Consider the following 22193-nt stretch of genomic DNA (forward strand, 5'->3'; position numbering starts at 1 on the left):
CTTCCCGAACGAGATGGCCGGGGCGAGCCCGGCCAGGTCGTCGTGGAGAGGTCAGAGCGCGATCAGGCGCTCTTCTTCTTGTCGTTCTTGTCGTCGCTGACATCCTTGAAGTCGGCGTCGATGACGTCGTCCTTCTTGGCGTCGGCATGCTCTTCGCCGCCTTCAGCCGTGGCACCCTCGGCCTGGCTCGCCGCATACATGGCTTCACCGAGCTTCATCGAGGCCTGCATCAGGTCGGTCGTGCGCGAGGTGATCGCCTCGACATTCTCTTCGGCCAGCGCGGCCTTGAGCGCGTCCAGTGCGGTCTCGATCGCTGACTTGTCGGCGGCAGAAACCTTGTCGCCATAGTCCTTCAGCGACTTCTCGGTGGAGTGCACCAGGCTCTCGCCCTGGTTCTTGGCTTCCACCAGCTCGCGACGCTTCTTGTCCTCGGCGGCATTCGCCTCGGCGTCCTTCACCATCTTCTGGATGTCGGCCTCGGAGAGACCACCGGAAGCCTGGATGCGGATCTGCTGCTCCTTGTTGGTGGCCTTGTCCTTCGCCGTCACCGAGACGATGCCGTTGGCGTCGATGTCGAAGGTCACCTCGATCTGCGGCATGCCGCGCGGCGCCGGCGGGATGCCCATCAGGTCGAACTGGCCGAGCATCTTGTTGTCGGCAGCCATCTCGCGCTCGCCCTGGAAGACCCGGATCGTCACCGCGCCCTGGTTGTCCTCGGCGGTCGAAAAGACCTGGCTCTTCTTGGTCGGGATCGTGGTGTTGCGGTCGATCAGGCGGGTGAACACGCCGCCGAGCGTCTCGATGCCGAGCGAGAGCGGGGTCACGTCGAGCAGCAGCACGTCCTTGACGTCGCCCTGCAGCACGCCGGCCTGGATCGCGGCGCCAATGGCGACGACCTCGTCCGGATTGACGCCCTTATGCGGCTCCTTGCCGAAGAACTGCTTCACCACCTCCTGGACCTTCGGCATGCGGGTCATGCCGCCGACGAGAACGACCTCGTCGATCTGGCCCGCCGAAAGACCGGCATCCTTGAGCGCCTTGCGGCAGGGCTCGATGGTGCGCTGGATCAGATCGTCGACCAAGCTCTCGAACTTGGCGCGCGAGAGCTTGATGGCGAGGTGCTTCGGCCCGGAGGCGTCGGCAGTGATGTAGGGCAGGTTGATTTCGGTCTGCGCGGCGCTGGAAAGCTCGATCTTGGCCTTCTCGGCAGCTTCCTTCAGGCGCTGCAGGGCGAGCTTGTCCTTCTTCAGGTCGATGCCCTGCTCGCGCTTGAACTCGTCCGCAAGGTACTCGACCAGGCGCATGTCGAAGTCTTCGCCACCCAGGAAGGTGTCGCCATTGGTCGACTTCACCTCGAAGACGCCGTCGCCGATCTCGAGGATCGAGACGTCGAAGGTGCCGCCGCCGAGGTCATAGACCGCGATCGTGCCGGTGGTCTTCTTGTCCAGGCCATAGGCGAGCGCAGCCGCGGTCGGCTCGTTGATGATACGCAGCACCTCGAGGCCGGCGATGCGACCGGCATCCTTCGTGGCCTGACGCTGGGCGTCGTTGAAATAGGCGGGAACGGTGATGACCGCCTGCGTGACCGGCTGCCCGAGATAGGCCTCGGCGGTCTCCTTCATCTTGGTCAGGGTGAAGGCGGAAATCTGCGAGGGCGAATAGTCCTTGCCGTCAGCCTCGACCCAGGCATCGCCCGTCGGGGCCTTCTTGATCCGGTAAGGGACAAGATTCATGTCCTTCTTCGTCATCGGATCCTCAAAGGTCCGACCGATCAGGCGCTTGATGGCGAAGAAAGTGCGCTCCGGATTGGTGACGGCCTGACGCTTGGCCGGCTGGCCGACAAGCCGCTCGCCGTCATCGGTGATGGCGACGATGGAGGGCGTGGTGCGCGCGCCCTCGGAATTCTCGATAACCTTCGGTGTAGTGCCTTCCATCACGGCAACGCAGGAGTTCGTCGTGCCGAGGTCGATACCAATAACTTTACCCATGGACGGGATCCCTTTCGATTAGCAGATCGCCGACCGGCGACGCATTTCGCACCGCCTGCCGGCCCATGGACCGGCCCGCCCCCGCCTTACGCGGCAAACGGAACCGGCATTCCACGTTTCGCGGTCGTCAAACCGCCTCTTGGCGGCGTATATAGTGAGGGTGTTCCCGCCCTTGCAAGACACGGAGCCGGATTAAGAATCGGCAACCGCGCGCGTCACGCGGGGAGACGTCGCGGCCGCATCATTGCCAAGCAGTGTTGCGCCAATGCTCTTGCACGCGTTCGCTCGCCAATTCATGCAGAAGATTGCGTTTACCATTTCACGGCACCCGATGCTGACCAGACCCGGCCGCATAGCCCTCAAGATCTTCGCGATGCTGGCTGCAGCCGGTTCGGGTGGGCTTGCCCAGGCTCAGCCGATGCAATTGCCGGGCGCGCAACCCTTCAATCCGCCGGGCGCACATCAGGCGGCGCCCCCCGGCACGGGCGGACCGGCCAAGCCGCACACCCCGTCGATGCCGGCCATCAAGCTGCCGACCGAGGAAGGGATCATCGGCCGCGTGCTCCGGCAGAATGGCGGCGCCGGCGAAGCGGTCTTCGAGAAGACACCGACCGGCTTTGGCCTCAAGCTCAACGCTGCCGGCTTCCAGCCCGGCAACCTGACCGAGCCCTGTGCCATTTCCTTCGGCGATACGCCGCTGCCGGTGACATCGCTCGGCAAGCCGGCCGGTGTGCCACGCTACAAGCTGGAGGCCTCGGCCTGCCCGATCGTGTTCGATGTCCTGGAGGGCGCCTTTCTGGTGGTCGAGCCGGAGCAACCCTGCGTGATCGAGGCAGCCGCCTGCCGGATCGATCCGCGAGGCCTCTGGGGCCCTGATGCACGCACCCTCTCGGCGCGGGCCAAGGAGATCGAATCCGAACGCGGCAGGGCGGAGCGCGCGGTGCGCGAGGGCTTTCGCGCGCTTGCAGCCAAGGGCGATCTCAGCACGCAGCGCAGCATCGCGCGGGAACAGGCCGGGTTCACCTCCGAGCGTGAGCTGACCTGCCGTGATTTCCAGCGCGAAGGCTCGCTCGGTTTCTGCGCCGCGCGCATCACAGAGGCCAAGGCTGCCGCAATCCGTGCCCGCCTCGGCCTGCCCGAACCCAAGCCCGAACGGCCCAAGCCGGCGCGACCGGCCGTGGCCCGCCCGGTCGCGCCGGCGGTTGCCGTTCCGACCCAGTAAGCCCGACCCTTACACTTTCGGCAGGTCCGGAACCTTGTAGGCCGTGGTCGCCTTGATCCGTTCCATCGCGAAGCGGGAGGTGACGTTCTTCAGCGGAATCGTCTCGATCAGCCGCTTATAGAACCCGTCATAGGCCGCCATGTCGGCAACCACCACGCGCAGCATGTAGTCGACATCGCCGGCCATCCGGTAGAACTCCATGACCTCCGGCATCGACGCGACCATCTGCGCGAATTTTTCCAGCCAGGGACCGGAATGGTCGGCGGTCTCGATCTGGACGAAGACCGTGAGCCCGAGTCCGATCTTCTCCGGCGCCACCAGCGCGACACGCTTGGTGATGACGCCCGTCGCCTCCAGCCGCTGAATCCGCTTCCAGCAGGGGGTCTGCGAGAGGCCGACGCGATCGGCCAGCTCGGCGATCGAGATGTTCGCATCACCTTGCAGGACAGTCAGGATTTTCCGGTCGATCGCATCCATTCTCTCAGCCCATCAATTGGAGAACTAATTTCCTATTGAATTGGGAATCTAGAGAAAAATCATCTTTTCGATGCCCGCATCTTGCTTTCAGATAGAAAATCCTTTTCTCAATCTGTCAACCGGCGTTCTCGCCGGACCGATTTTCACGAAGGATGGATCGATGGATCGCCGCCAGTTTCTGCTCGCCGGCTCTTCGCTTCTCGCGAGCACTCCCCTTGCCGGCGCTGCATGGGCCCAGAGCGGCGTGACAGCCCGTGTCGGCTACATCCCGGTCATCGGCACGGCGCCCGTCTTCGTTGCCAATGGCGAAGGCTGGCTCAAGGAGGCCGGCATCAATGCCGCCTTCACGGTTTTCGAATCCGGTCCGAACATGATCCAGGCCCTGGCCTCGGGCACGATCGACCTCTATGTCGCGGGTATCGCGCCACTTGCCGTCGCCCGCTCGCGCGGCGTCGACATTCGCGTCGTGGCCGCAACTGCGATTGCCGAGAACGTCTTCGTGGCAGCTCCCGCGCTCGCCAAGTTCTTTACGTCCGGCACCGCACCGGCTGCGGCCTTCGAGGCGCATAGGGCCGCCACCGGAAAACCGGCCCGGCTTGCGACCCAGCCCGCCGGCTYGGTGCCCAACACCACCCTGCAATATTGGCTCTGGGAGGTCGCCAAGGCCGACAAGGCCGATGTCGAGGTCGTGCCCATGGGCATCGACGCGACACAGCAGGCCGTGCTCGCTGCAGCTGTCGAGGGCGCGATCGTGCGCGAGCCGGCGCTGTCGATCATCCAGACCCGCAATCCCGGCATCAAGCTGATTGCCGGCGGCGAGGAGCTGTTCCCCGGCCAGCCCGGGACCGTGGTCGCAGCATCAGGCGATTTCGTGACCAAGAATCCGGACGCCGTGCAGAAGCTGGTGACGAGCCTGGTGCGTGCCGCCGCTCTGATCGCCAAGGACCCCGACAAGGCTGCCCCGCATGTCGGCGCCGCGCTTGGCAAGGGCATCGTCGACCCGGCCCTGATCCGACAGGCGCTGACCTCGCCCGCCAGCAAGTTCCCGATCGATCCGCGCGTCATCATCGAGCCGTCGCGTGCCATGCAGGCCTATCAGGTCAAGCTCGGCTCGCTCGAGAAGGAACTGCCTTTCGACGGCCTGTTCGAGACCCAGTATTACGAGCGCGCCATCAAAACCCTCTGACAGAATCCGGCGGCTGATCTTGACCTCGCTCAGGGCTCCGGCCCTCGCCTTTGCAGGCCTCCTCGCCTTCCTGCTGCTCTGGGAGGCGATCCCTCATTTCGGGCTGGTGAACCCAGCCTTCCTGCCTGGCCCGTCTGCCTTGCCGAAGGCATTCTGGCGCGAAGTGACCTCGGGCGCGTGGTTGTCGGCGATCGGCGGCTCGCTCGGCCATTATTTCACGGGCCTCATCGTCGGCGCCGGCCTCGGCATTGCCACTGGCGTGCTCGTCGGCATGTCGCGCACCGCGGACGAAGCCACGGCCTGGGTCGTGCGCGTGCTTCGGCCGATTCCCGGCCTCGCCTGGGTGCCCTTCGCCATCATCTGGTTCGGGGTCAATCCGTCGGCGGCGGTCTTCATCATCGCCATCGGCGTGTTCTGGATCGTCTTCTTTGCGGCACAGGGCGCGATCCGCGGCGTCGATCGTGACCTGATCGAGGTCGCGGATGCGTTTGGTTTCCGATCGGCCTGGCAGCGTCTGAGCAAGATCCTGCTGCCGGCCGCAATGCCCGGCATTCTGGTCGGCGTCCGCACCGCGCTTGGCCAGGCCTGGATGGCGGTGGTCGCCGCCGAGATCTTTGGTGTCGCCGGCGTCGGGCAGCGCATGATGCAGGCCTCCAGCCTGCTCGCGACCGACATCGTGGTGATCTACATGCTGACCATGGCCGCGCTTTACGGCCTGCTCGACACCGCCTTCGTCGCTTTCCAGGGATGGGTGCTGCGATGGAAAGCATGATCGACATCAAGGCCCTGTCGCTGACCTTCACCCGCGACGGGGAAGCGACCGAGGTGCTGCACAAGCTTGACCTCCAGGTCGCGCGCGGCGAATTCCTCGCCATTGTCGGCCCATCCGGCGTCGGCAAGTCGACCCTGCTGCGCGTCATCGCCGGGCTCGCCAAACCGAGCGGCGGCGAGGTCATCTTCCATGCCAGGGACCGGACCCGCCGGCCGGTCGCGCTGGTCTTCCAGGATTCGCGCCTGCTGCCCTGGCGCAAGGTGATCTCCAATGTCGGCTTTGGGCTCGAGGGGCGGGCCTCGCGCCCTGCGCGGCTCAAGCAGGCTCAGGAGATGCTCGATCTCGTGGGGCTCGGTCAGCTCGCACAGCGCTGGCCCCACCAGCTCTCGGGCGGCCAGCGCCAACGCGTTTCGCTGGCGCGCGCGCTCGCGGTCGAGCCGGAAATCCTGCTGATGGACGAGCCCTTCTCGGCACTGGACGCACTGACGCGCGAAACCCTGCAGGACGAGCTGATCCGCGTCTGGCAAAGCACCGGCAAGACCGTGCTCTTCGTCACACACGACATCGACGAGGCTGCCTATCTCGCCGACCGCGTCGTCGTGCTCTCGGGCGCACCCGGCCAGATCATCGCCGAGCATCGGATCGCCACTCCGCGCCCGCGCCGCCGCGGGGCCGCCGCCGAGACCGAGATCGTGCGGGCCGTGCGCCGCGGACTTGGCGCCGATATCGTCGCGGATGGCGCAGCGATCTGATCGCCGGTCACACCACGTCGTGATTCCAGCCGACGCGCAGCGCAGCCTCGGACACCCTCCCGGGCGCCGGGAGCGATGATCGCGTCCGGAACGGCGGCGCTGCGCGGCTCGTCCGGAATGGTGACGCTCCCGTGCGCGGGGCGACATCATAGCGCGGGGCATCCTTGCGCCTGACGCCCGAAGAAGGCCCTGCTCACGCGCTATCACCGGCTTGTCATTGGCGCGCAGCGCCAATCTGGGGCAGGTGAGCTGAGGCCTTTACGATTTGATGACGGAAAACATGGTCGAGCGCATTACAAACGGCTTGCTGCGGCGGGGCCTTCTCATCCTCGCACTGCTCCTGCCCGGCGCCGCCCTTGCCGCCGAATCTGCTGCGGTCACCAGCCCCCGCGTCACTGCGACCCTGCTCTCCAGCCGCGACGTCGTTGCGCCCGGCGAGCGCTTCCAGGTCGCGCTCAGCCAGAAGATCGCCAAGGGCTGGCACACATACTGGGCCAATCCCGGCGATTCCGGCGAACCGACGCGGATCGAGTGGACATTGCCCGCAGGCTTCAGCGTCGGTGCGATCCAATGGCCGGCGCCGAAGGCGCTCCCGGTCGAGCCGCTCGTCAATTTCGGCTTCAGCGATGCCGTGCTGCTGCCGGTGGAGATCACCGTTCCCGAAGGCGCACAGCCGGGCGAGCGCCTTGCCCTCAAGGCKAACGCGACCTGGCTGGTCTGCGAAAAAATCTGCATCCCCGAGGAAGGCTCCTTCACGCTCGACCTCAAGGTCGGCCCGGCCCCGGTCGCCGATGAGGCGGCACAGTCGCGGATCGATGCGGCCCGCGCCGCGCTGCCGCAACCTGCCGATTTCCGGGCGAAGCTGACCCAGGACGGCGATGCGCTCGCCCTCGCGCTGCCGGGCCTCGGGCAGCCCGTCGAGGAGCTGCGCTACTTCCCGCTGCTCGAGACCTTGATCGAGCACGCAGCCCCGCAGACCGCGACGAACACTGCCGCCGGCACGGTCTTGCAACTTGCCCGCTCCAGCTCGTTCAAGGTCGGCGAGACCGAGCTCAGCGGGGTCATCACCTATCGCGAGGCCGGCGTGCCGCGCGCGCTGAGCCTGATGGCCGATGTCGAGCCTGCGCTGGTCAATTCCTCCACGGCGCCGCAAGCGGCCCAGGCCCCGGCCGTGGTGCGCGTCGCCGCAGCGCCCGAAAGCAACCTGACGCTCTGGGCCGCACTGGCCTTCGCCTTCGCCGGCGGCCTGATCCTCAACCTGATGCCCTGCGTGCTGCCGGTGCTGTTCATCAAGGCGCTCGGCTTCGCGCAGGCCGCGCAGGCGAGCCGCGCCGAGGTGCGCGAGCAGGGTCTGCTTTTCCTTTGCGGCGTCCTTACCAGCTTCATCATCCTTGCCGGCGCGGTGATCGCGCTGGCAGCGCTCGGCACCAGCATCGGCTGGGGGTTCCAGCTGCAATCGCCGCCCGTCGTGATCGTGCTGGCGGTCATCATGGTGCTGATCGGCCTCAACCTGCTCGGCGCATTCGAAATCGGCGGCTCCGTCCAGGGTGCCGGACATGGGCTTGCCTCCAGCGGCGGACGCTTGGGCGCCTTCATGACCGGGGCGCTCGCCGTCATCGTCGCGACGCCGTGCACCGCCCCCTTCATGGGCGCGGCGATGGGATATGCCGTGACGCAACCGCCGCAGATCGCGCTTGCGGTCTTCCTGGCGCTGGCGCTCGGCTTTGCCGCGCCGGTGGTCCTCCTGTCCTTCGCTCCCGGCTGGCTGCGTCTGCTGCCCAAGCCCGGCCGCTGGATGGTCATCCTCAAGCAGGCCTTTGCCTTCCCGATGTTCGCGACTGCGACCTGGCTGGTCTGGGTCGCCTCCGTCCAGGCCGGCCCCGGCGGCGTGCTTGCCGCTCTGGCTGCGATCCTCGCCGCCGGCTTCCTCGTCTGGCTGCTCGGCCTCGGCCGCAGTGCTGGCGGGCGGACCCGAGTCGCCCTGTCGGCTCTCGCCCTGTTCGTCGCCGTCAGCGCCGGGGCCTTCGTGCTGCAGAGTGCCGTTCCAAGCGCGACGGACGCAGCACGGGCCGGCGACATCGAGCCCTGGTCTCCCGAGCGCGTCGCCGCGCTGCAGGCGGAAGGGCGTCCCGTTTTCGTCAACTTCACCGCGGCCTGGTGCATCACCTGCCTTGCCAATGAGCGGGTCGCGCTGGTCCGGCAGGAGGTCAAGGACACCTTTGCCAAGCTGAACGTCGCCTATCTCAAGGCCGACTGGACCAACCGCAATGCCACCATCGCAGCCGCACTTGCCGAGCACGGCCGGGCCGGCGTGCCGCTCTACCTGTTCTATCCCGGCACGAAGGGCGCGCCGCCCGAAATCCTGCCGCAACTCCTGACGACCGACATGCTGGTCGAGGCCGCCGGCCGTGCCGCCGGCAAAGAGGCGAGGACCGCGCAGAACCGACCCTGATCCTGGGAAGACGGAGGCAGACATGACAGCTGTGACACGTCAGAGGTTCATCGCAGGCTTGGTCCTTGCGGGCCTCACCCTCGCAGCGGCCCCGGCGCTCGCGCAGAGCGGCCCGCGGATCGGTGCGCCGGCCCCCGCCTTCTCGGCGCTCGATGTCGACGGCCGGACCCGGTCGCTCCCGGAATTCGCGGGCAAGACCGTGATCCTGGAATGGACCAATCACGACTGCCCCTATGTCCGCAAACACTACAACAGCGGCACCATGCAGAGCCTGCAGCGCGATATGACGAAGGAAGGCATCGTCTGGCTGAGCGTCGTCTCCTCACCGCCGGGTGAGCAGGGCTATGTCACGGCCGCCCAGGCCAAGGGGCTGACCGCCTCGCGCAACGCCGCCCCCAGCGACCTGTTGCTCGACCCCAAGGGCACCATGGGCCGCGCCTATCGCGCGCAGACCACGCCGCATCTGTACATCATCGATGGCAAGGGCACGCTGGTCTATGCGGGCGCGATCGACGACAAGCCCTCGGCCAGCGCCGCCAGCCTGAACGGCGCCAAGAGCTATGTGCGCCAGGCAGTCGCCGAAATGAAGGCCGGCAAACCGATCTCAGAAGCCACAACCAAGGCCTATGGCTGCGCGATCAAGCTCGCCCCGCTGAACTGACAGCAGCGAGCGCCGCCTCCGCACTGTCGCGGTGCCGCCGATCCACCTATGTCGAGGTCAGCGCGGCATGGTGCCTGATCGGCCACATCGACGATCGGATCCCTGGTCCGGCCGGCGCTTAGGGCGTCTCCTTGAGCGTCGCCTATCTCGCGACCAGCTGGACCAGCCCCAAGACAAAGCTCCATCCGGGCCGGGAAACGTCGTCACGTACGAGCCGGAAGCCGAGATTGCTCGGAGGCGTGCCGGATGCGCAGCCGCCGGCGCGCGCATCGCGAACGAAATCCGCCATGTAGGCCCGATGGCGGCCCTCAACGACGCGAACCCCGCAATTGGCCAGGACAGCCGTCCTTGCCCCCGTAGCAGCGACGGCGATGCGCTGAAAACAGGTGTCGGTCCATTCCCAGACATTGCCGGCCAAATCGAGAAGGCCATTCTCGTTCGCGCCGAAACTTCCAATCGGTTGTGGCGCCTTTGCGACTGTCGTCACGCGGCTCGCGTCCCTGTCATAGATCGCAAGCGCTCGCTGGCCGGGGTCGCCGCCACTGAGGTTTTCCGGCAGGGCGTCGTCGTGGAATCGGCTCGCGGCTGCATAGGCCCACTCGCCGTCCGTCGGTAGCCGGAACGTCGCCCCCGTCTCGCGTGACAACCAGGACGCATAGGCCTGAGTATCCCGCCAGCTCACTCCGACGACGGGACGGTCAACGGCAGCAGCGTCGGTGCCCGCCATCGGGCACGCTCGGGCTTTGACGCAGCGCAGATAATCCGCGACCGTGACCTGATTTTTCATCACAGCCAGCGGCCTGTCGACAGCAACCGCCACAATCGGCGCGATGATCGGCTTCCCGTCCCGCAAGAACTCGCCGCTGGCACGGTAACGGAATGTACCGGACCGCAGTTCCACGAGCTCCGGGAACGGCGCACGTGCTGTCGCCGATCCGGTGCCATATCCCGGCGCAAGGGCCGAGATCGCGATGGGCGCCAGCGCCGCGCTGGCCAGGGCCATGAGTTTGAACGCGGACAGCATGATGCCTCCCGAGGCGGCCGTCCGACGGCCCTAGGCGGGTGATGGTCAGATCATTTATGCGCGACGTTGCTCACAATCGGTTCGGGCGCCTTTACCTGGGTCATCAGGTCATCATTCCATTGACCCTCGACCCTGAAATGGGCTGTCGCACCAAGTTCGAAGGCCTCGATCATGTTGTGGTTCACGTATCCGACAATGCCGGGCTGAAGGAATTTGGTGAGCGCCGCGCCCGCGGATCCGCCCCGAATGAACCAGGTTTCGAGATTGGTCTCGGGAGGATTCGAGAACTTGCCGGTCTCCCAGACATAGTCTCCGAACCCGCCGACCAGATGTGGACGTGTGTCGCGGCTTGCCTGGGAATGCACGATCAGCACGTTCTCACCGACCTTTGCGGGCATCGCGTTCTTGCCCGTCAGGGCTCCGACCGCGCCGTTGAACACGACGTGACTTGGCACCAGCTTTCGCATGACCTCCATCGTGTCCATGTAGGCGTCGCCATGCGTGTCGTAGTGCTTGAATTTGCCCTTCTCGTCGCGCGGAACGTAATAATCATGCTCGCCGATGTAGTAGACGCGATCGTAGTGAAGCGGCCGTCCGGCCGCATCCTTGAGGCCGTCCCGCGGCAGCACCATCACGGCGCCGCTCATGCCCGAGGTGATATGCCAGGGGGTCATGGCACCTGGGATGCAGTGATAAGCGAACACACCCGTCCGGGTGGCCTTCCAGCGCAGCACGGTCTGCTCCCCGGGGTTGATCAAGGTCAGATCGGCACCGCCTGATGCGCCCGCAGCAGCATGGAAGTCGATATTGTGCGCCATCGAGTTGGTGTCGGGATTGGCAAGCGTCACCTCGACATAATCACCCTCGTGCACGACAAAAAGCGGCCCAGGGATCGACCCGTTGAAGGTCATGGCCTGCAACGTGGTGCCCTCTTCGTCGATAACGATCTTCTTCTCCTCGACCCAGAGCCTGAACTCCATGATCCTTGGGCCCAGCTTGGTCGCCTGCTCGTGAGGATGAACGAAGGGCGGTGCGACGAACTCGACCTTCTGTCGCGGCAGATCGAGCACCTGAGCCGATGCTGGAGCGACCAGCGCCCCGGCCAGGAATGCGGCGCCCCTGAGGGCGGCACGTCGGGAGATGGTRGCCTTACCATCGGCAATCTCGAATGCCTGTCCCATGGCCATCCCCCCTTGAGCACCATTCATTCGAAAGGATACCGGCGGTGCAATCGTGGAACTACGGACCAAGGTCGAAGAGCATTCGGGCGGTAGGTCTTGCAGCCCTTTGGCCGTGGCGCTGGCGCGCCCGGAGCAGGGAACGGCAGATGCTGGACTCGGGCAGAGCCACTACGGGCAGCTATCGCCGGCCGCGTCGCTTGGCCTGTTCCCCCGCGCCCTTCGGCCGCGATTCCGGAACCGGACCCATCTCGTCCAAGTTCGGCTTGCGCGGACGCGAGACCGGTTTGGCTTCGCCGCCGCCCCAGTTATGCGGGCCCATGTCCTCATCGGTGGGTTTGCGCGCCCGTGTCGGCAGGTTCGCCGACGCGCCGTAGCTGCRCTCCCCCTTGTACTTGCCAGCCGAGGCCTCGACATCGCTCTGGCGGGCGAGCGGGTCATCGGAGATGGCGAGTTCGGTCGCCTGCAGGCGCTTGATCTCGTCGCGCAACCGGGCGGCCGTCTCGAATTCGAGATCGGCGGCAGCCTCGCGCATGCGCTTCTCGAGATCGGCCAAGGCGGCCTTGAGGTTGTGCCCGGCGATCGGCGCATCGACCAAACCCTTGTCGACCGTGACATGGTCGCGCTCGTAGACCGAGCCGAGGATGTCGCCGATGGCGCGCTTGATCGTCTGCGGCGTGATGCCATTCGCGAGGTTATAGGCCTCCTGCTTCTCGCGGCGGCGATTGGTCTCCGCCATCGCGCGCTCCATCGAGCCTGTGATGTGGTCGGCATAGAGGATGACCTTGCCGTCGACATTGCGGGCGGCGCGGCCGATGGTCTGGATCAAGGAAGTCTCGGAGCGCAGAAAGCCTTCCTTGTCGGCGTCGAGAATGGCGACGAAGCCGCATTCCGGGATGTCCAGGCCCTCGCGCAGCAGATTGATGCCGACCAGCACGTCGAAAGCGCCGAGGCGGAGATCGCGCAGAATCTCGATGCGCTCGATCGTGTCGATGTCGGAATGCATGTAGCGCACGCGCACGCCGTTCTCGTGGAGGTACTCGGTCAGGTCCTCGGCCATGCGCTTGGTCAGCACGGTGACGAGGCTGCGGTAGCCCTTCTCGGTGACCTCCTTGATCTCGTCGAGCAGGTCGGCAACCTGGTGCTTGGCGGGGCGGACCTCGACCGGAGGGTCGATCAGCCCGGTTGGACGGATGACCTGCTCGGTGAAGACACCGCCGGTGCGGTCCATCTCCCAGCCGCCGGGCGTCGCCGAGACATGCACCGATTGCGGGCGCATCGCGTCCCATTCCTCGAAGCGCAGCGGCCGGTTATCCATGCAGGACGGCAGGCGGAAGCCGTATTCGGCCAATGTCGCCTTGCGGCGGAAGTCGCCCCGGTACATGCCGCCGATCTGCGGCACGGTGACGTGGCTCTCATCGGTGAAGACCAGCGCATTGTCGGGCAGGTACTCGAACAGGGTCGGCGGCGGCTCGCCCGGCTTTCGGCCGGTGAGATAGCGCGAATAGTTCTCGATGCCGTTGCACGAACCGGTCGACTCGATCATCTCTATGTCGAAGGTGCAACGCTGGTCGAGCCGCTGCGCTTCGAGATAGCGCCCCATGCGATTGAGTTCCTCAAGGCGGGCCTTGAGCTCCTCCTTGATCGACTTGACAGCCTGGGTCAGCGTCGGGCGCGGCGTGGTGTAGTGCGAATTGCCGTAGACTTTCACGAATTCGAGGTCGGCCGTCTTTTGACCGGTGAGCGGATCGAATTCCGAGATGCTTTCGACCTCGTCGCCGAACAGGCCGATGCGCCAGGCGCGGTCCTCATAGTGGGCCGGGAACAGCTCGATGACATCGCCACGCACGCGAAAGGTGCCGCGGGCGAAATCGCCAAGCGTGCGCTTGTATTGCAGGGCGACGAGATCGGCGATGAGCTGACGCTGCTCGATGCGCTCGCCGAGTTTGATGGCGAAGGTCATCGCCGTATAGGTCTCGACCGAGCCGATGCCGTAGATGCAGGAGACGCTGGCGACGATGATGACGTCGTCGCGCTCCAGCAGCGAGCGCGTGGCCGAGTGGCGCATGCGGTCGATCTGCTCGTTGATCGAGGATTCCTTCTCGATAAACGTGTCCGAACGCGGGACGTAGGCCTCCGGCTGATAGTAGTCGTAGTAGGAGACGAAGTACTCCACCGCGTTGTCGGGGAAGAAACTCTTGAATTCACCGTAGAGCTGTGCGGCCAGCGTCTTGTTCGGGGCGAGGATCAGAGCCGGGCGCTGCGTCTCCTCGATCACCTTGGCCATCGTGAAGGTCTTGCCGGAGCCGGTAACGCCGAGCAGGACCTGGTCGCGCTCCTGCCGTGCGACGCCGTCGACGAGATCGGCGATCGCGGTCGGCTGGTCACCAGCCGGCTCGAAATCCGACTGCATGCGGAAGGCGATGCCGCCCTCGGACTTGTCCGGGCGGGCCGGGCGATGCGGCGTCCAGGGCTTGCCGGGATCGATGAAGGGGCTGCCGGACTCGAGCAGGTGCTGCAGCGAATGCGCGGTGACGGAGGCAGCGGTCTCGCCCTCGGCCTCGCCGAAGGCAGAGGCCGCGTCGCCTTTCTTCGGCTTTTTCTTCAGCTTGGTGTCGCCGGGGCGCGGCTCGCCATAACCGGCCTGCGGCTGGTCGCTGAAACCGGAGGCGCYGCCCGGGACCGCCCTGCCGCGGTTGATCGCGGGATTGAGCAGATCGGCGAGATAGCCCTCGAGCGGCTTCAACTCGGGCTTGGTGGCCTTGGAGTTCGGCGTGCGCGCGGAGGCGGGCTTTTTTGCAGGCTTAGCCTTGGCGGTCGTGTCGGAGCTTTTCGGCATGGCGGCAATATGGGGCGAAACCGGGCGGAGCGCGAGGGGTACGCCGTCGCAGCAGGCGGATAACTGACAGCAGGTGACAGGAGTACACCGTGGCAGGAGAAGCCGGATTGAAGCGGTCCCGGGGGTGGGCGCGATGCAAGTCCGGCTTTCATCGCGCGCCGGCGCATATCGAGACGGAGCGAGGCTTATCCGCGGGACTTGGTCTTGCCGCAGCCGCCGGACATGTTGAGGGTCACGGCTGCGCGAATGAGAGCCTTCAATGCCCCTTCGTCAATCGTCTCACCCTCGTGGATGTCGATGGCCCGCCTGGTGTTGCCATCCAGACTGGAATTGAAGAGGCCCGATGGGTCGTCGAGTGAGGCCCCCTTGGCAAAGGTCATTTTGACGACGCTCTTGTAGGTCTCCCCAGTGCAGATCAATCCGTCGTGGGACCACACCGGAACCCCTCGCCATTTCCACTCCTCTACCACCTCAGGATCGGCTTGCCTGATCCATACGCGGAGCTGGGAGAGCATCTTGCCTCGCCAGTCGCCCAGCTCGGTGATCCGCTCGTCGATCATCCGAGACGGGGAGTTTTCGTTCTGGGACTCGCTCTGGCTCATGATCTTCCCTTCTCTCCGGAACTCTCGCTTCTGGGATCGGGCCAACCGTCTGCTCGAGATCGCAGCGCAACCTCTCGAAGAGGCTGGGCCGGCCGGTAAACGTCTTGGAGAGCACGGTGTGTCTGCACGGATCACAACGCATAACTCTCTGGCTATTGATCTGCATTCATAATCATTGGGCTATACGTCAGTCAATCGAAGCCTGCGCGCGCAACGATCGCCGTCGGGTCTCGCAACTCAGGATCAAGGTGGCCGCGACGGACGGCCCGACGCAAGCGCGGCGCTCTTCCGGCATCGGCTGCCCCCTTGGGAACGGGACTGCGCTCGTGATCGGGGGCCAGGGGCAGCGCGCGATGGCTCTGCTCTTGATGGTGCGGCCGGACACGGGGGTGTAGACTGTTCGGGTCTTGTCTTCGGCAGTGCCTGATCCCCATCTCCAAGTGATCGCCGCTTCAGATTCCAGCATCGGGTTGGCGCTGCATCGCAAGCAGTCGTGAGGACGTAACACTGAAAGCTGTGGTCCGGTTCGCCGGATGTGCCGAGATCAATAGGAGGAGGCCAGAATGACTCGCGCCTTCGTCAAGGAAGCAGAGGAAAGAGGGACCCTGGACGAGCTGCCGGACCGGCCAGTCTCGCCTCACCCGAACCTCGTGACGCCTGAGGGGCTCGCACAGATCGAGGCCCAGCTGGCGCGCTGGCATGACGAACACGCGGCGGCGCTGGCCGGAGGCGACCGCACCGAGATCGCTCAGACGCGGCGCGAGTTCCGCTACTGGGCGGCGCGGCGCGCCAGCGCCAAGCTGGCCCCTGCGCAGGAAAGGCACGACATCGTCCGCTTCGGCTCGACAGTGACGATCCGCCGGGCCGATGGGCGCGAGCAGAACTGGCGGCTGGTCGGCGAGGACGAGGCCGATCCGGCACACGGAACGCTGCCCTATGTCGCGCCGTTGGCGAGCGCGCTGATGGGCAAGGGCATTGGCGAGAGCGTCAGCATCGGCACTGAGGCGGTCGAGATCATCGCGATCTCCTGAGGCGATCGTTCAGCTATCCGCGAGCCAGGCCTGAATCCCTGCTGCAGCTGCGACTCCGGTCGCGAAACAGGCCTGCAGCAGATAGCCGCCGGTCGGCGCCTCCCAATCCAGCATCTCGCCTGCGACAAAGGTACCGGGCAAGCGTTTCAGCATGAAGCCTTCCTCGACCTCGGCCGCGGCGACGCCACCGGCGGTGGAGATCGCCCGCTCGATCGGTCTGAGACCGGTGAGCACCAGAGGCGCGGCCTTGATCAGTGCGGCCAGCCTCTCCGCGTCTTCGGGGAGTGGCCCCTTCGCCGCTTCGCGCAGCAGCGCAATCGCGGATGGAGCAAGACCTGCAGCCTTGCGCAGATGATTGCTCAGCGTCACGCCCTTGCGACGATGCGCGAGGCGCTGGACCAGCAGTGCCGCCTCGTGATCGGGCCTCAGATCGATGGTGATGACCGCCCTGCCCTCGCGCAGGATCGTCTCGCGAATCGGGGCAGAGAGTGCATAGACCGCGCCGCCTTCCAGACCCGTCGCATCGATCATCGCCTCGCCGGGCACGGATTGGCCGCCGAAGCTCAGGACGATGCGCTTCAACGGTACTCCGGCAAAACGCTCTCGCATGGTCTGGGACCAATCGACCGTGAAACCGCCATTGGCCGGGCGCAGCGGCGCGATCGCAACGCCGCGCGCCGCCAACAAGGGTGCCCAGCCACCATCCGAACCCAGCCGTGGCCAGCTCGCACCGCCGAGCGCGAGCAGCGTCGCGTCGGGCCGCGCCTCGACATCGGCGCCATCGCGGCTCCGGAACGTCAGAGCTCCCGCTTCGCTCCAGCCGGTCCAGCGCTGCCCAGGCGCGAAGGCGACGCCGAGACCATCGAGCCGGCGCAGCCATGCCCGCAGCAGGGGCGAGGCCTTCATGGCGCGCGGGAAGACGCGGCCGCTGCTGCCGACGAACGTGTCCTGCCCGAGCGCATCGGCCCAGTCGCGCAGGGATTGTGGCGGGAAGGCGCGAATGGCCGGCTCCAGCCAGGCTTGCGCATCGCGATAGCGGGGCAGGAACCTGTCGAGCGGTTCGGAATGGGTAAGGTTCAATCCGCCGCGCCCGGCCAGCAGGAATTTGCGGGCCGGCGAGGGCATGCGATCGTAGATCGTGACGGTGTCCCCGGCTGCCGCAAGGCGCTCGGCCGCGATCAGCCCGGAGGGCCCTGCTCCAATAATGGCGACGTGATGTGTGGGCATCGGTCCGGCTTGCCGTCAGCGCGCCCTGCGGTCAAGGGTAATCCCGCCCCGAAGGCCATCGACAGGGACGAACCATGCCGACCATCGCCGCCTATTTCGGCGCAGCCATTCTCGAAATCGCCGGCTGTTTCGCGTTCTGGGGCTGGCTCCGGCTCGACAAGCCCATCTGGTGGCTCGTACCCGGACTGTTTTCGCTCGCCCTGTTCGYCTGGCTGCTGACGCTGGCGGAGAGCGAAGCCGCCGGACGGGCCTATGCCGCCTATGGCGGCGTCTACATCGTCAGTTCGCTCGCCTGGCTCTGGGCCGTGGAAGGCTTTCGCCCCGACCGCTGGGACATTATCGGTGGGCTGATCTGCCTCGCCGGCGCGGCGATTATTATCGCAGGGCCGCGCTAGGGTATCGGCCCGAAAGGTGGATTGCGGTTTTCGGGAAGGCCGATGCAACCATAGACGGTTAGATCGTCGGGCGGATTCGATATCCGGCCCGATGATCCAAGTCCCCGATGATCCAAGTCTCAGCTCCGCGCAAAGGTCTCGTCGAAGGCATAGCCGGCACCGCGCACGGTCCGCAGCGGGTCCTTGGCGTTGTCAGGAGTGATCGCCTTGCGCAGCCGGCCGACATGGACGTCGACGGTGCGCTCGTCGATATAGACGTCGCGGCCCCAGACCGCGTCGAGCAGCTGGGCCCGGGAATAGACCCGCCCCGGCGCCTGCATCAGGAATTCGAGCAGGCGGAACTCGGTCGGGCCGAGATGCAGCTCGCTGCCTGAGCGGCGGACACGGCGGGTGGTGCGGTCGAGTTCGAGATCGCCGGCGGCCAACAGGCCGGCGACATGACCCGGCTTGGCGCGGCGTAGCAACGCCTGGATGCGGGCGATCAGCTCGGGCAGCGAGAACGGCTTGACGACATAGTCGTCGGCCCCGGTGGCGAGGCCGCGCACACGCTCGGTTTCCTCGCCGCGGGCGGTGAGCATGATGATCGGCACCCGCTCGGTATCGCGACGGGTCCGCAGCCTCCGGCAGAGCTCGATGCCGGAAAGGCCCGGCAGCATCCAGTCGAGCAGCACGAGGTCCGGCGTATGATCGCGCAGATGCAGCTCGGCATCGTCGCCACGCGCGACGCTGTCGACCTCGAAGCCCTCGGCTTCGAGATTGTAGCGCAGCAACAGGGTCAGCGGCTCTTCGTCCTCAACGATCAGGATGCGTGCAGGCATGTCTCACTCGGTCCCAAAGGTGTCGGGCGCCGGTCACTCACCGGTGGCGGCGTCCAGAAGGATATTGGTCGTGTCGAGCTTCGGGCGGGCTGCGTCCAAGGCTTCGCCCGTGACGAGATAGTGGATCGTCTCGGCGATGTTGGTGGTGTGGTCGCCGATGCGCTCGACATTCTTGGCGCAGAACAGGAGATGCGTGCAGAAGGTGATGTTGCGCGGGTCTTCCATCATATAGGTGAGCAGCTCGCGGAAGAGCGAGGTATAGAGCGCGTCGATCTCATCGTCGCGGCGCCAGACCTCCATGGCCTTCTGCTCGTTGCTGACGGCGTAAGCGTCGAGCACGTCCTTGAGCTGGGCCTGAACCAGGCGGCTCATATGCTCGAGGCCGACGACCGCGCGCGACGGCGGCTGGAACTGGCCGGAGATGGCGACCGCGCGCTTGGCGATATTCTTGGCGAGATCGCCGACACGCTCGATATCGGCGGCGATGCGGATGGCGGAGATCAGCTCGCGCAGGTCGTTGGCGAGCGGCTGGCGCCGGGCGATGGTGAGCACCGCCTTCTCCTCTACCTCGCGCTGCAGATTGTCGAGGCGCTGGTCGGCGCTGATGACCTTCTGTGCCAGCCCGGTGTCGCGGCGCACCAGGGCGACTGTCGAATCGCCGAGCATGCGCTCCGACATGCCCCCCATCTCGGCCAGGCTGCGGCGGATCCCCTCGAGATCGGCATCATATGAGCGGACGATGTGATCAGTCATCGCGGCGTATCCTTTGTCGGCAAAGCAGTTGGAAGGCTGGGCGCCGGTTCAGCCGAAGCGGCCGGTGACGTAGTCCTGCGTCTGCTTCTTGTGCGGGTTCATGAAGATGGTGTTGGTGGCGTCGAATTCGATCACCTCACCGAGATACATGAAGGCGGTGTACTGCGAGATACGCGCCGCCTGCTGCATGTTGTGGGTGACGATGACGATGGTGAAGTCGGTCTTGAGCTGCTCGAGCAGGTCCTCGATCTTGCCGGTCGAGATCGGATCGAGCGCCGAGGTCGGCTCGTCGAACAGGATGACTTCCGGCTTCTGGGCAATGGTCCGCGCAATGCAGAGGCGCTGCTGCTGGCCGCCGGACAGGCCCATGCCGGAGGTCTTCAGCTTGTCCTTGACCTCGTCCCAGAGCGCGGAACGGCGCAGCGCACCCTCGACGCGGTCATCGAGCTCGGATTTCGGTGGCTTCTCGTAGAGGCGGATGCCGAATGCGACATTGTCGTAGATCGACATCGGGAAGGGCGTCGGCTTCTGGAACACCATGCCGACGCGCGAGCGCAGCTCGTTCACATCGATATCGTTGCTGATGACGTTGCGGCCGTCGAGCAGGATCTCGCCGGTGGCGCGCTGCTCGGGATAAAGCGAGTAGATCCGGTTGAAAATGCGCAGCAGGGTCGACTTGCCGCAGCCCGACGGTCCGATCAGGGCCGTGACATGGCGGTCCCGGAAGTCGAGATTGATGTTCTTCAGCGCCTTGTGCTCGCCGTAGTAGAAATCGAGGTTCTTGACCGCGATCCGGACGGGGGCCTCGGCATCAAGCGCTTGCGGGCTCAGTTCCAGCGTCGAAAGCATCGACTTGTTCCTTCAGATCGAACGCGACGAGGGTTTAAGGCCGTTCATTTGCCGCCCCGCACGATACGGCGGGCGATAAGCGAGAGGCACAGGATCGAGACGGTGATGATCAGCGAACCGGCCCAGGCGAGTTGCTGCCAGTTCTCATAGGGGGCGGAGGCGAACTGGTAGATCGTCACCGGCAGGTTGGAGACGCCGCCGACGAGGCTGGGCGAGAACCAGAAATTGTTGTTCAGCGCAGTGAAGATCAGCGGCGCCGTCTCGCCGGCGATGCGCGCCAGGGCCAGCAGGATACCGGTGACCATGCCGGATTTCGCCGCCCGCCAGGTCACGCTGGTGATGACGACCGAAGGCGGGGCGCCGAGCGCAGCACCGGCTTCACGCAACGAGCTCGGCACGAGGCGCAGCATGTCCTCGGTGGTGCGCACGATCACCGGGATCGCGATGATGCCCAGCGCCACGCCGCCGGCCCAGCCGGAATAGCCGCGGAATGGCTCGACCAGGATGACGTAGACGAAGAGGCCGATCAGGATCGACGGCGCCGAGAGCAGGATGTCGTTGATGAAACGGATCAGGTCCGCGAGCTTGGAGCCCTTGCCGTATTCGGCAAGGTAGGTGCCGGCGAGCACGCCCACCGGCGTCGCCACGGCGATGCCGAGGAAGGTCAGCACGATCGAGCCGACAATGGCGTTGGCAAGGCCGCCCCCCTCGCTGCCGGGACCGGGCGTCACCTGGGTGAAGGTCGCGACGGAGAGCCCGCCGATCCCCTTCACGAGCAGCATGCCGAGAATCCAGAACAGCACGAAGATGGCGAGAAGGGTGAAGCTGGTGGCGATGATCTTCATCGCCCGATCCGCGGTGCGGCGCGCGGGGCGGACGCGGCCCCAGACCTGATGAGGCGTCGTTGCGGGCGGGGTGACGGCGCTGTTCATGGCCAGGCTCCGCTCAGAAGGACTTGACGCGCGCGACAAGGATACGCGCGATCACGAGGACGACGAAGGTGACGAAGAAGAGGATGCAGCCGAGCGCGATCAGCGCGTTGAGCTGCAGGCCCATCGCCTCGTTGAATTCGTTGGCGATGCGCGAGGCAATGGTCGAGCCGGGGTCCATGATCGAGGCCGAAAGCCGGTTGGCATTGCCGACGACGAAGGTCACCGCCATGGTCTCGCCAAGCGCGCGGCCAAGACCGAGCATGATCGCGCCGATGATCGAGACGCCGGCCTGCGGCACCAGCACATGGCGCACGACCTCCCAGGTCGTGGCGCCGATGCCATAGGCGCTCTCACGCAGCACGGACGGGATCTGCTCCAGCATGTCGCGGGTGATCGAGGCGATGAAGGGGATGATCATGAAGGCGAGGATGATGCCGGCCGTCAGGATGCCGAGCCCCGAGGGCGAGCGCGAATACAGCACGGTGCCGACCAGCGGAATGCCTTCGACGATGTTCGAGACCGGGATCTGCACATAGGCCGCGAAGAGCGGCACGAAAACGAAGAGACCCCACATGCCGTAAATGATCGAGGGCACGGCGGCGAGCAGCTCGATCGTCGTCGAGACCGGGCGCTTGAACCAGGGCGGCGCGAGCTGGGTGAGGTAGACGGCGATGCCGAGCGAGAGCGGCACGCCAAGGACCAGCGCGATCAGCGCGGTCGACAAGGTGCCTACGATGGCAGGCCAGGCGCCATACTGCTCGTTCTGGGTGTCCCAGACGCTGGACGTGATGAAACCAAGGCCGAATTCGCGGAAGGCGGGCCAGCCGCCGATGATCATCGAGGCGATGATGCCCGCGAGCAGCACCAGCACGAAGAGCGCGGCGGCCCGGCTGGCATTGCGGAAGACAATGTCGAAGGTGCCCTTTGGAGTGCGGCGAATGGCGGGCGCGCCGGGCGCGGCCATCTGGTCTGTCACGGCAGCCATCCGTGGTTACTCCGGTCGCATAAGAAGCACGAGGAAACGGGTCTCACAAA

20 protein-coding genes are annotated in these 22193 nt (G+C 65.8%); 8 read left to right on the forward strand and 12 right to left on the reverse strand.

Annotated features, from left to right (window positions below; genetic code table 11):
• Positions 1-62: 62 nt before the first annotated feature.
• Positions 63-1988 (reverse strand): molecular chaperone DnaK, encoded by a 1926-nt coding sequence (gene dnaK, locus AC1DRP_RS01095; protein WP_441490793.1) that lies wholly within the window; start codon positions 1986-1988, stop codon positions 63-65.
• Between the two features lie 331 nt (positions 1989-2319).
• On the opposite strand from dnaK, the gene AC1DRP_RS01100 reads away from it, so the two are divergent.
• Positions 2320-3210: a hypothetical protein gene (locus AC1DRP_RS01100; protein WP_441490792.1), complete on the forward strand. Its 891-nt coding sequence runs from the start codon at positions 2320-2322 to the stop codon at positions 3208-3210.
• Positions 3211-3219: 9 nt separating this feature from the next.
• Here the strand turns inward: AC1DRP_RS01100 and AC1DRP_RS01105 are convergent, their stop codons facing one another.
• Positions 3220-3687 (reverse strand): Lrp/AsnC family transcriptional regulator, encoded by a 468-nt coding sequence (locus tag AC1DRP_RS01105; RefSeq protein ID WP_441490791.1) that lies wholly within the window; start codon positions 3685-3687, stop codon positions 3220-3222.
• Positions 3688-3847: 160 nt separating this feature from the next.
• Here AC1DRP_RS01105 and AC1DRP_RS01110 point away from each other — a divergent pair, with 160 nt between their 5' ends.
• From AC1DRP_RS01110 to AC1DRP_RS01130, 5 genes are all read left to right on the forward strand, one after another.
• The gene (locus AC1DRP_RS01110) at positions 3848-4873 is read left to right on the forward strand and encodes an ABC transporter substrate-binding protein (protein WP_476767581.1); all 1026 of its coding nucleotides are present in this window, start codon (positions 3848-3850) and stop codon (positions 4871-4873) included.
• A 19-nt stretch (positions 4874-4892) separates the two neighbouring features.
• Positions 4893-5645, forward strand: a complete 753-nt coding sequence (locus AC1DRP_RS01115) for an ABC transporter permease (protein ID WP_441506359.1) — start codon at positions 4893-4895, stop codon at positions 5643-5645.
• Positions 5633-6397 carry an ABC transporter ATP-binding protein gene (locus tag AC1DRP_RS01120; RefSeq protein ID WP_476767582.1) on the forward strand — a complete coding sequence of 255 codons (765 nt, stop codon included), beginning with the start codon at positions 5633-5635 and terminating at the stop codon, positions 6395-6397. Before AC1DRP_RS01115 ends, AC1DRP_RS01120 begins: the two co-directional genes overlap by 13 nt.
• A 280-nt stretch (positions 6398-6677) precedes the next feature.
• Entirely contained in the window at positions 6678-8849 is a 2172-nt protein-coding gene (locus AC1DRP_RS01125) for a protein-disulfide reductase DsbD family protein (protein WP_476767583.1), read from the forward strand.
• A 22-nt stretch (positions 8850-8871) separates the two neighbouring features.
• Positions 8872-9510, forward strand: a complete 639-nt coding sequence (locus tag AC1DRP_RS01130) for a redoxin domain-containing protein (protein WP_441506362.1) — start codon at positions 8872-8874, stop codon at positions 9508-9510.
• 142 nt (positions 9511-9652) lie between these two features.
• Here AC1DRP_RS01130 and AC1DRP_RS01135 read toward each other — a convergent pair whose 3' ends face one another.
• From AC1DRP_RS01135 to AC1DRP_RS01150, 4 genes are all read right to left on the reverse strand, one after another.
• Positions 9653-10534: a formylglycine-generating enzyme family protein gene (locus AC1DRP_RS01135; protein ID WP_441506363.1), complete on the reverse strand. Its 882-nt coding sequence runs from the start codon at positions 10532-10534 to the stop codon at positions 9653-9655.
• Between the two features lie 50 nt (positions 10535-10584).
• The gene (nirK, locus tag AC1DRP_RS01140) at positions 10585-11715 is read right to left on the reverse strand and encodes a copper-containing nitrite reductase (protein ID WP_441506364.1); all 1131 of its coding nucleotides are present in this window, start codon (positions 11713-11715) and stop codon (positions 10585-10587) included.
• A gap of 178 nt (positions 11716-11893) precedes the next feature.
• Complete coding sequence (uvrB, locus tag AC1DRP_RS01145) at positions 11894-14551, reverse strand: excinuclease ABC subunit UvrB (RefSeq protein WP_476767584.1); 2658 nt, start codon at positions 14549-14551, stop codon at positions 11894-11896.
• Between the two features lie 185 nt (positions 14552-14736).
• Positions 14737-15153, reverse strand: coding sequence for a DUF1801 domain-containing protein (locus tag AC1DRP_RS01150; RefSeq protein ID WP_441506366.1), 417 nt, complete (start codon positions 15151-15153; stop codon positions 14737-14739).
• Positions 15154-15716: 563 nt separating this feature from the next.
• On the opposite strand from AC1DRP_RS01150, the gene greA reads away from it, so the two are divergent.
• A complete protein-coding gene (gene greA / locus AC1DRP_RS01155) occupies positions 15717-16184 on the forward strand; it encodes a transcription elongation factor GreA (protein ID WP_441506367.1) in 468 nt (155 codons plus the stop codon).
• A gap of 9 nt (positions 16185-16193) precedes the next feature.
• On the opposite strand, the gene AC1DRP_RS01160 is transcribed toward greA, so the two are convergent.
• Entirely contained in the window at positions 16194-17411 is a 1218-nt protein-coding gene (locus AC1DRP_RS01160) for a TIGR03862 family flavoprotein (protein WP_441506368.1), read from the reverse strand.
• Positions 17412-17485: 74 nt separating this feature from the next.
• Here AC1DRP_RS01160 and AC1DRP_RS01165 point away from each other — a divergent pair, with 74 nt between their 5' ends.
• Positions 17486-17806, forward strand: a complete 321-nt coding sequence (locus tag AC1DRP_RS01165) for a YnfA family protein (protein WP_476767585.1) — start codon at positions 17486-17488, stop codon at positions 17804-17806.
• Positions 17807-17925: 119 nt separating this feature from the next.
• Here the strand turns inward: AC1DRP_RS01165 and phoB are convergent, their stop codons facing one another.
• Genes phoB through pstC form a run of 5 tightly spaced genes read right to left on the reverse strand, consistent with a single transcriptional unit; the run spans position 17926 to position 22143 of the window.
• Entirely contained in the window at positions 17926-18624 is a 699-nt protein-coding gene (gene phoB, locus AC1DRP_RS01170) for a phosphate regulon transcriptional regulator PhoB (protein ID WP_043235687.1), read from the reverse strand.
• A gap of 33 nt (positions 18625-18657) precedes the next feature.
• Positions 18658-19377: a phosphate signaling complex protein PhoU gene (gene phoU, locus AC1DRP_RS01175; RefSeq protein ID WP_069878062.1), complete on the reverse strand. Its 720-nt coding sequence runs from the start codon at positions 19375-19377 to the stop codon at positions 18658-18660.
• A 48-nt stretch (positions 19378-19425) separates the two neighbouring features.
• Positions 19426-20226, reverse strand: a complete 801-nt coding sequence (gene pstB / locus AC1DRP_RS01180; RefSeq protein WP_069878064.1) for a phosphate ABC transporter ATP-binding protein PstB — start codon at positions 20224-20226, stop codon at positions 19426-19428.
• Between the two features lie 44 nt (positions 20227-20270).
• Positions 20271-21158 carry a phosphate ABC transporter permease PstA gene (pstA, locus tag AC1DRP_RS01185; protein ID WP_441490779.1) on the reverse strand — a complete coding sequence of 296 codons (888 nt, stop codon included), beginning with the start codon at positions 21156-21158 and terminating at the stop codon, positions 20271-20273.
• A 13-nt stretch (positions 21159-21171) separates the two neighbouring features.
• Positions 21172-22143 (reverse strand): phosphate ABC transporter permease subunit PstC, encoded by a 972-nt coding sequence (gene pstC / locus AC1DRP_RS01190; RefSeq protein WP_069878068.1) that lies wholly within the window; start codon positions 22141-22143, stop codon positions 21172-21174.
• Positions 22144-22193: the final 50 nt, after the last annotated feature.

The organism is Allobosea sp. 01N443, assembly GCF_056399325.1.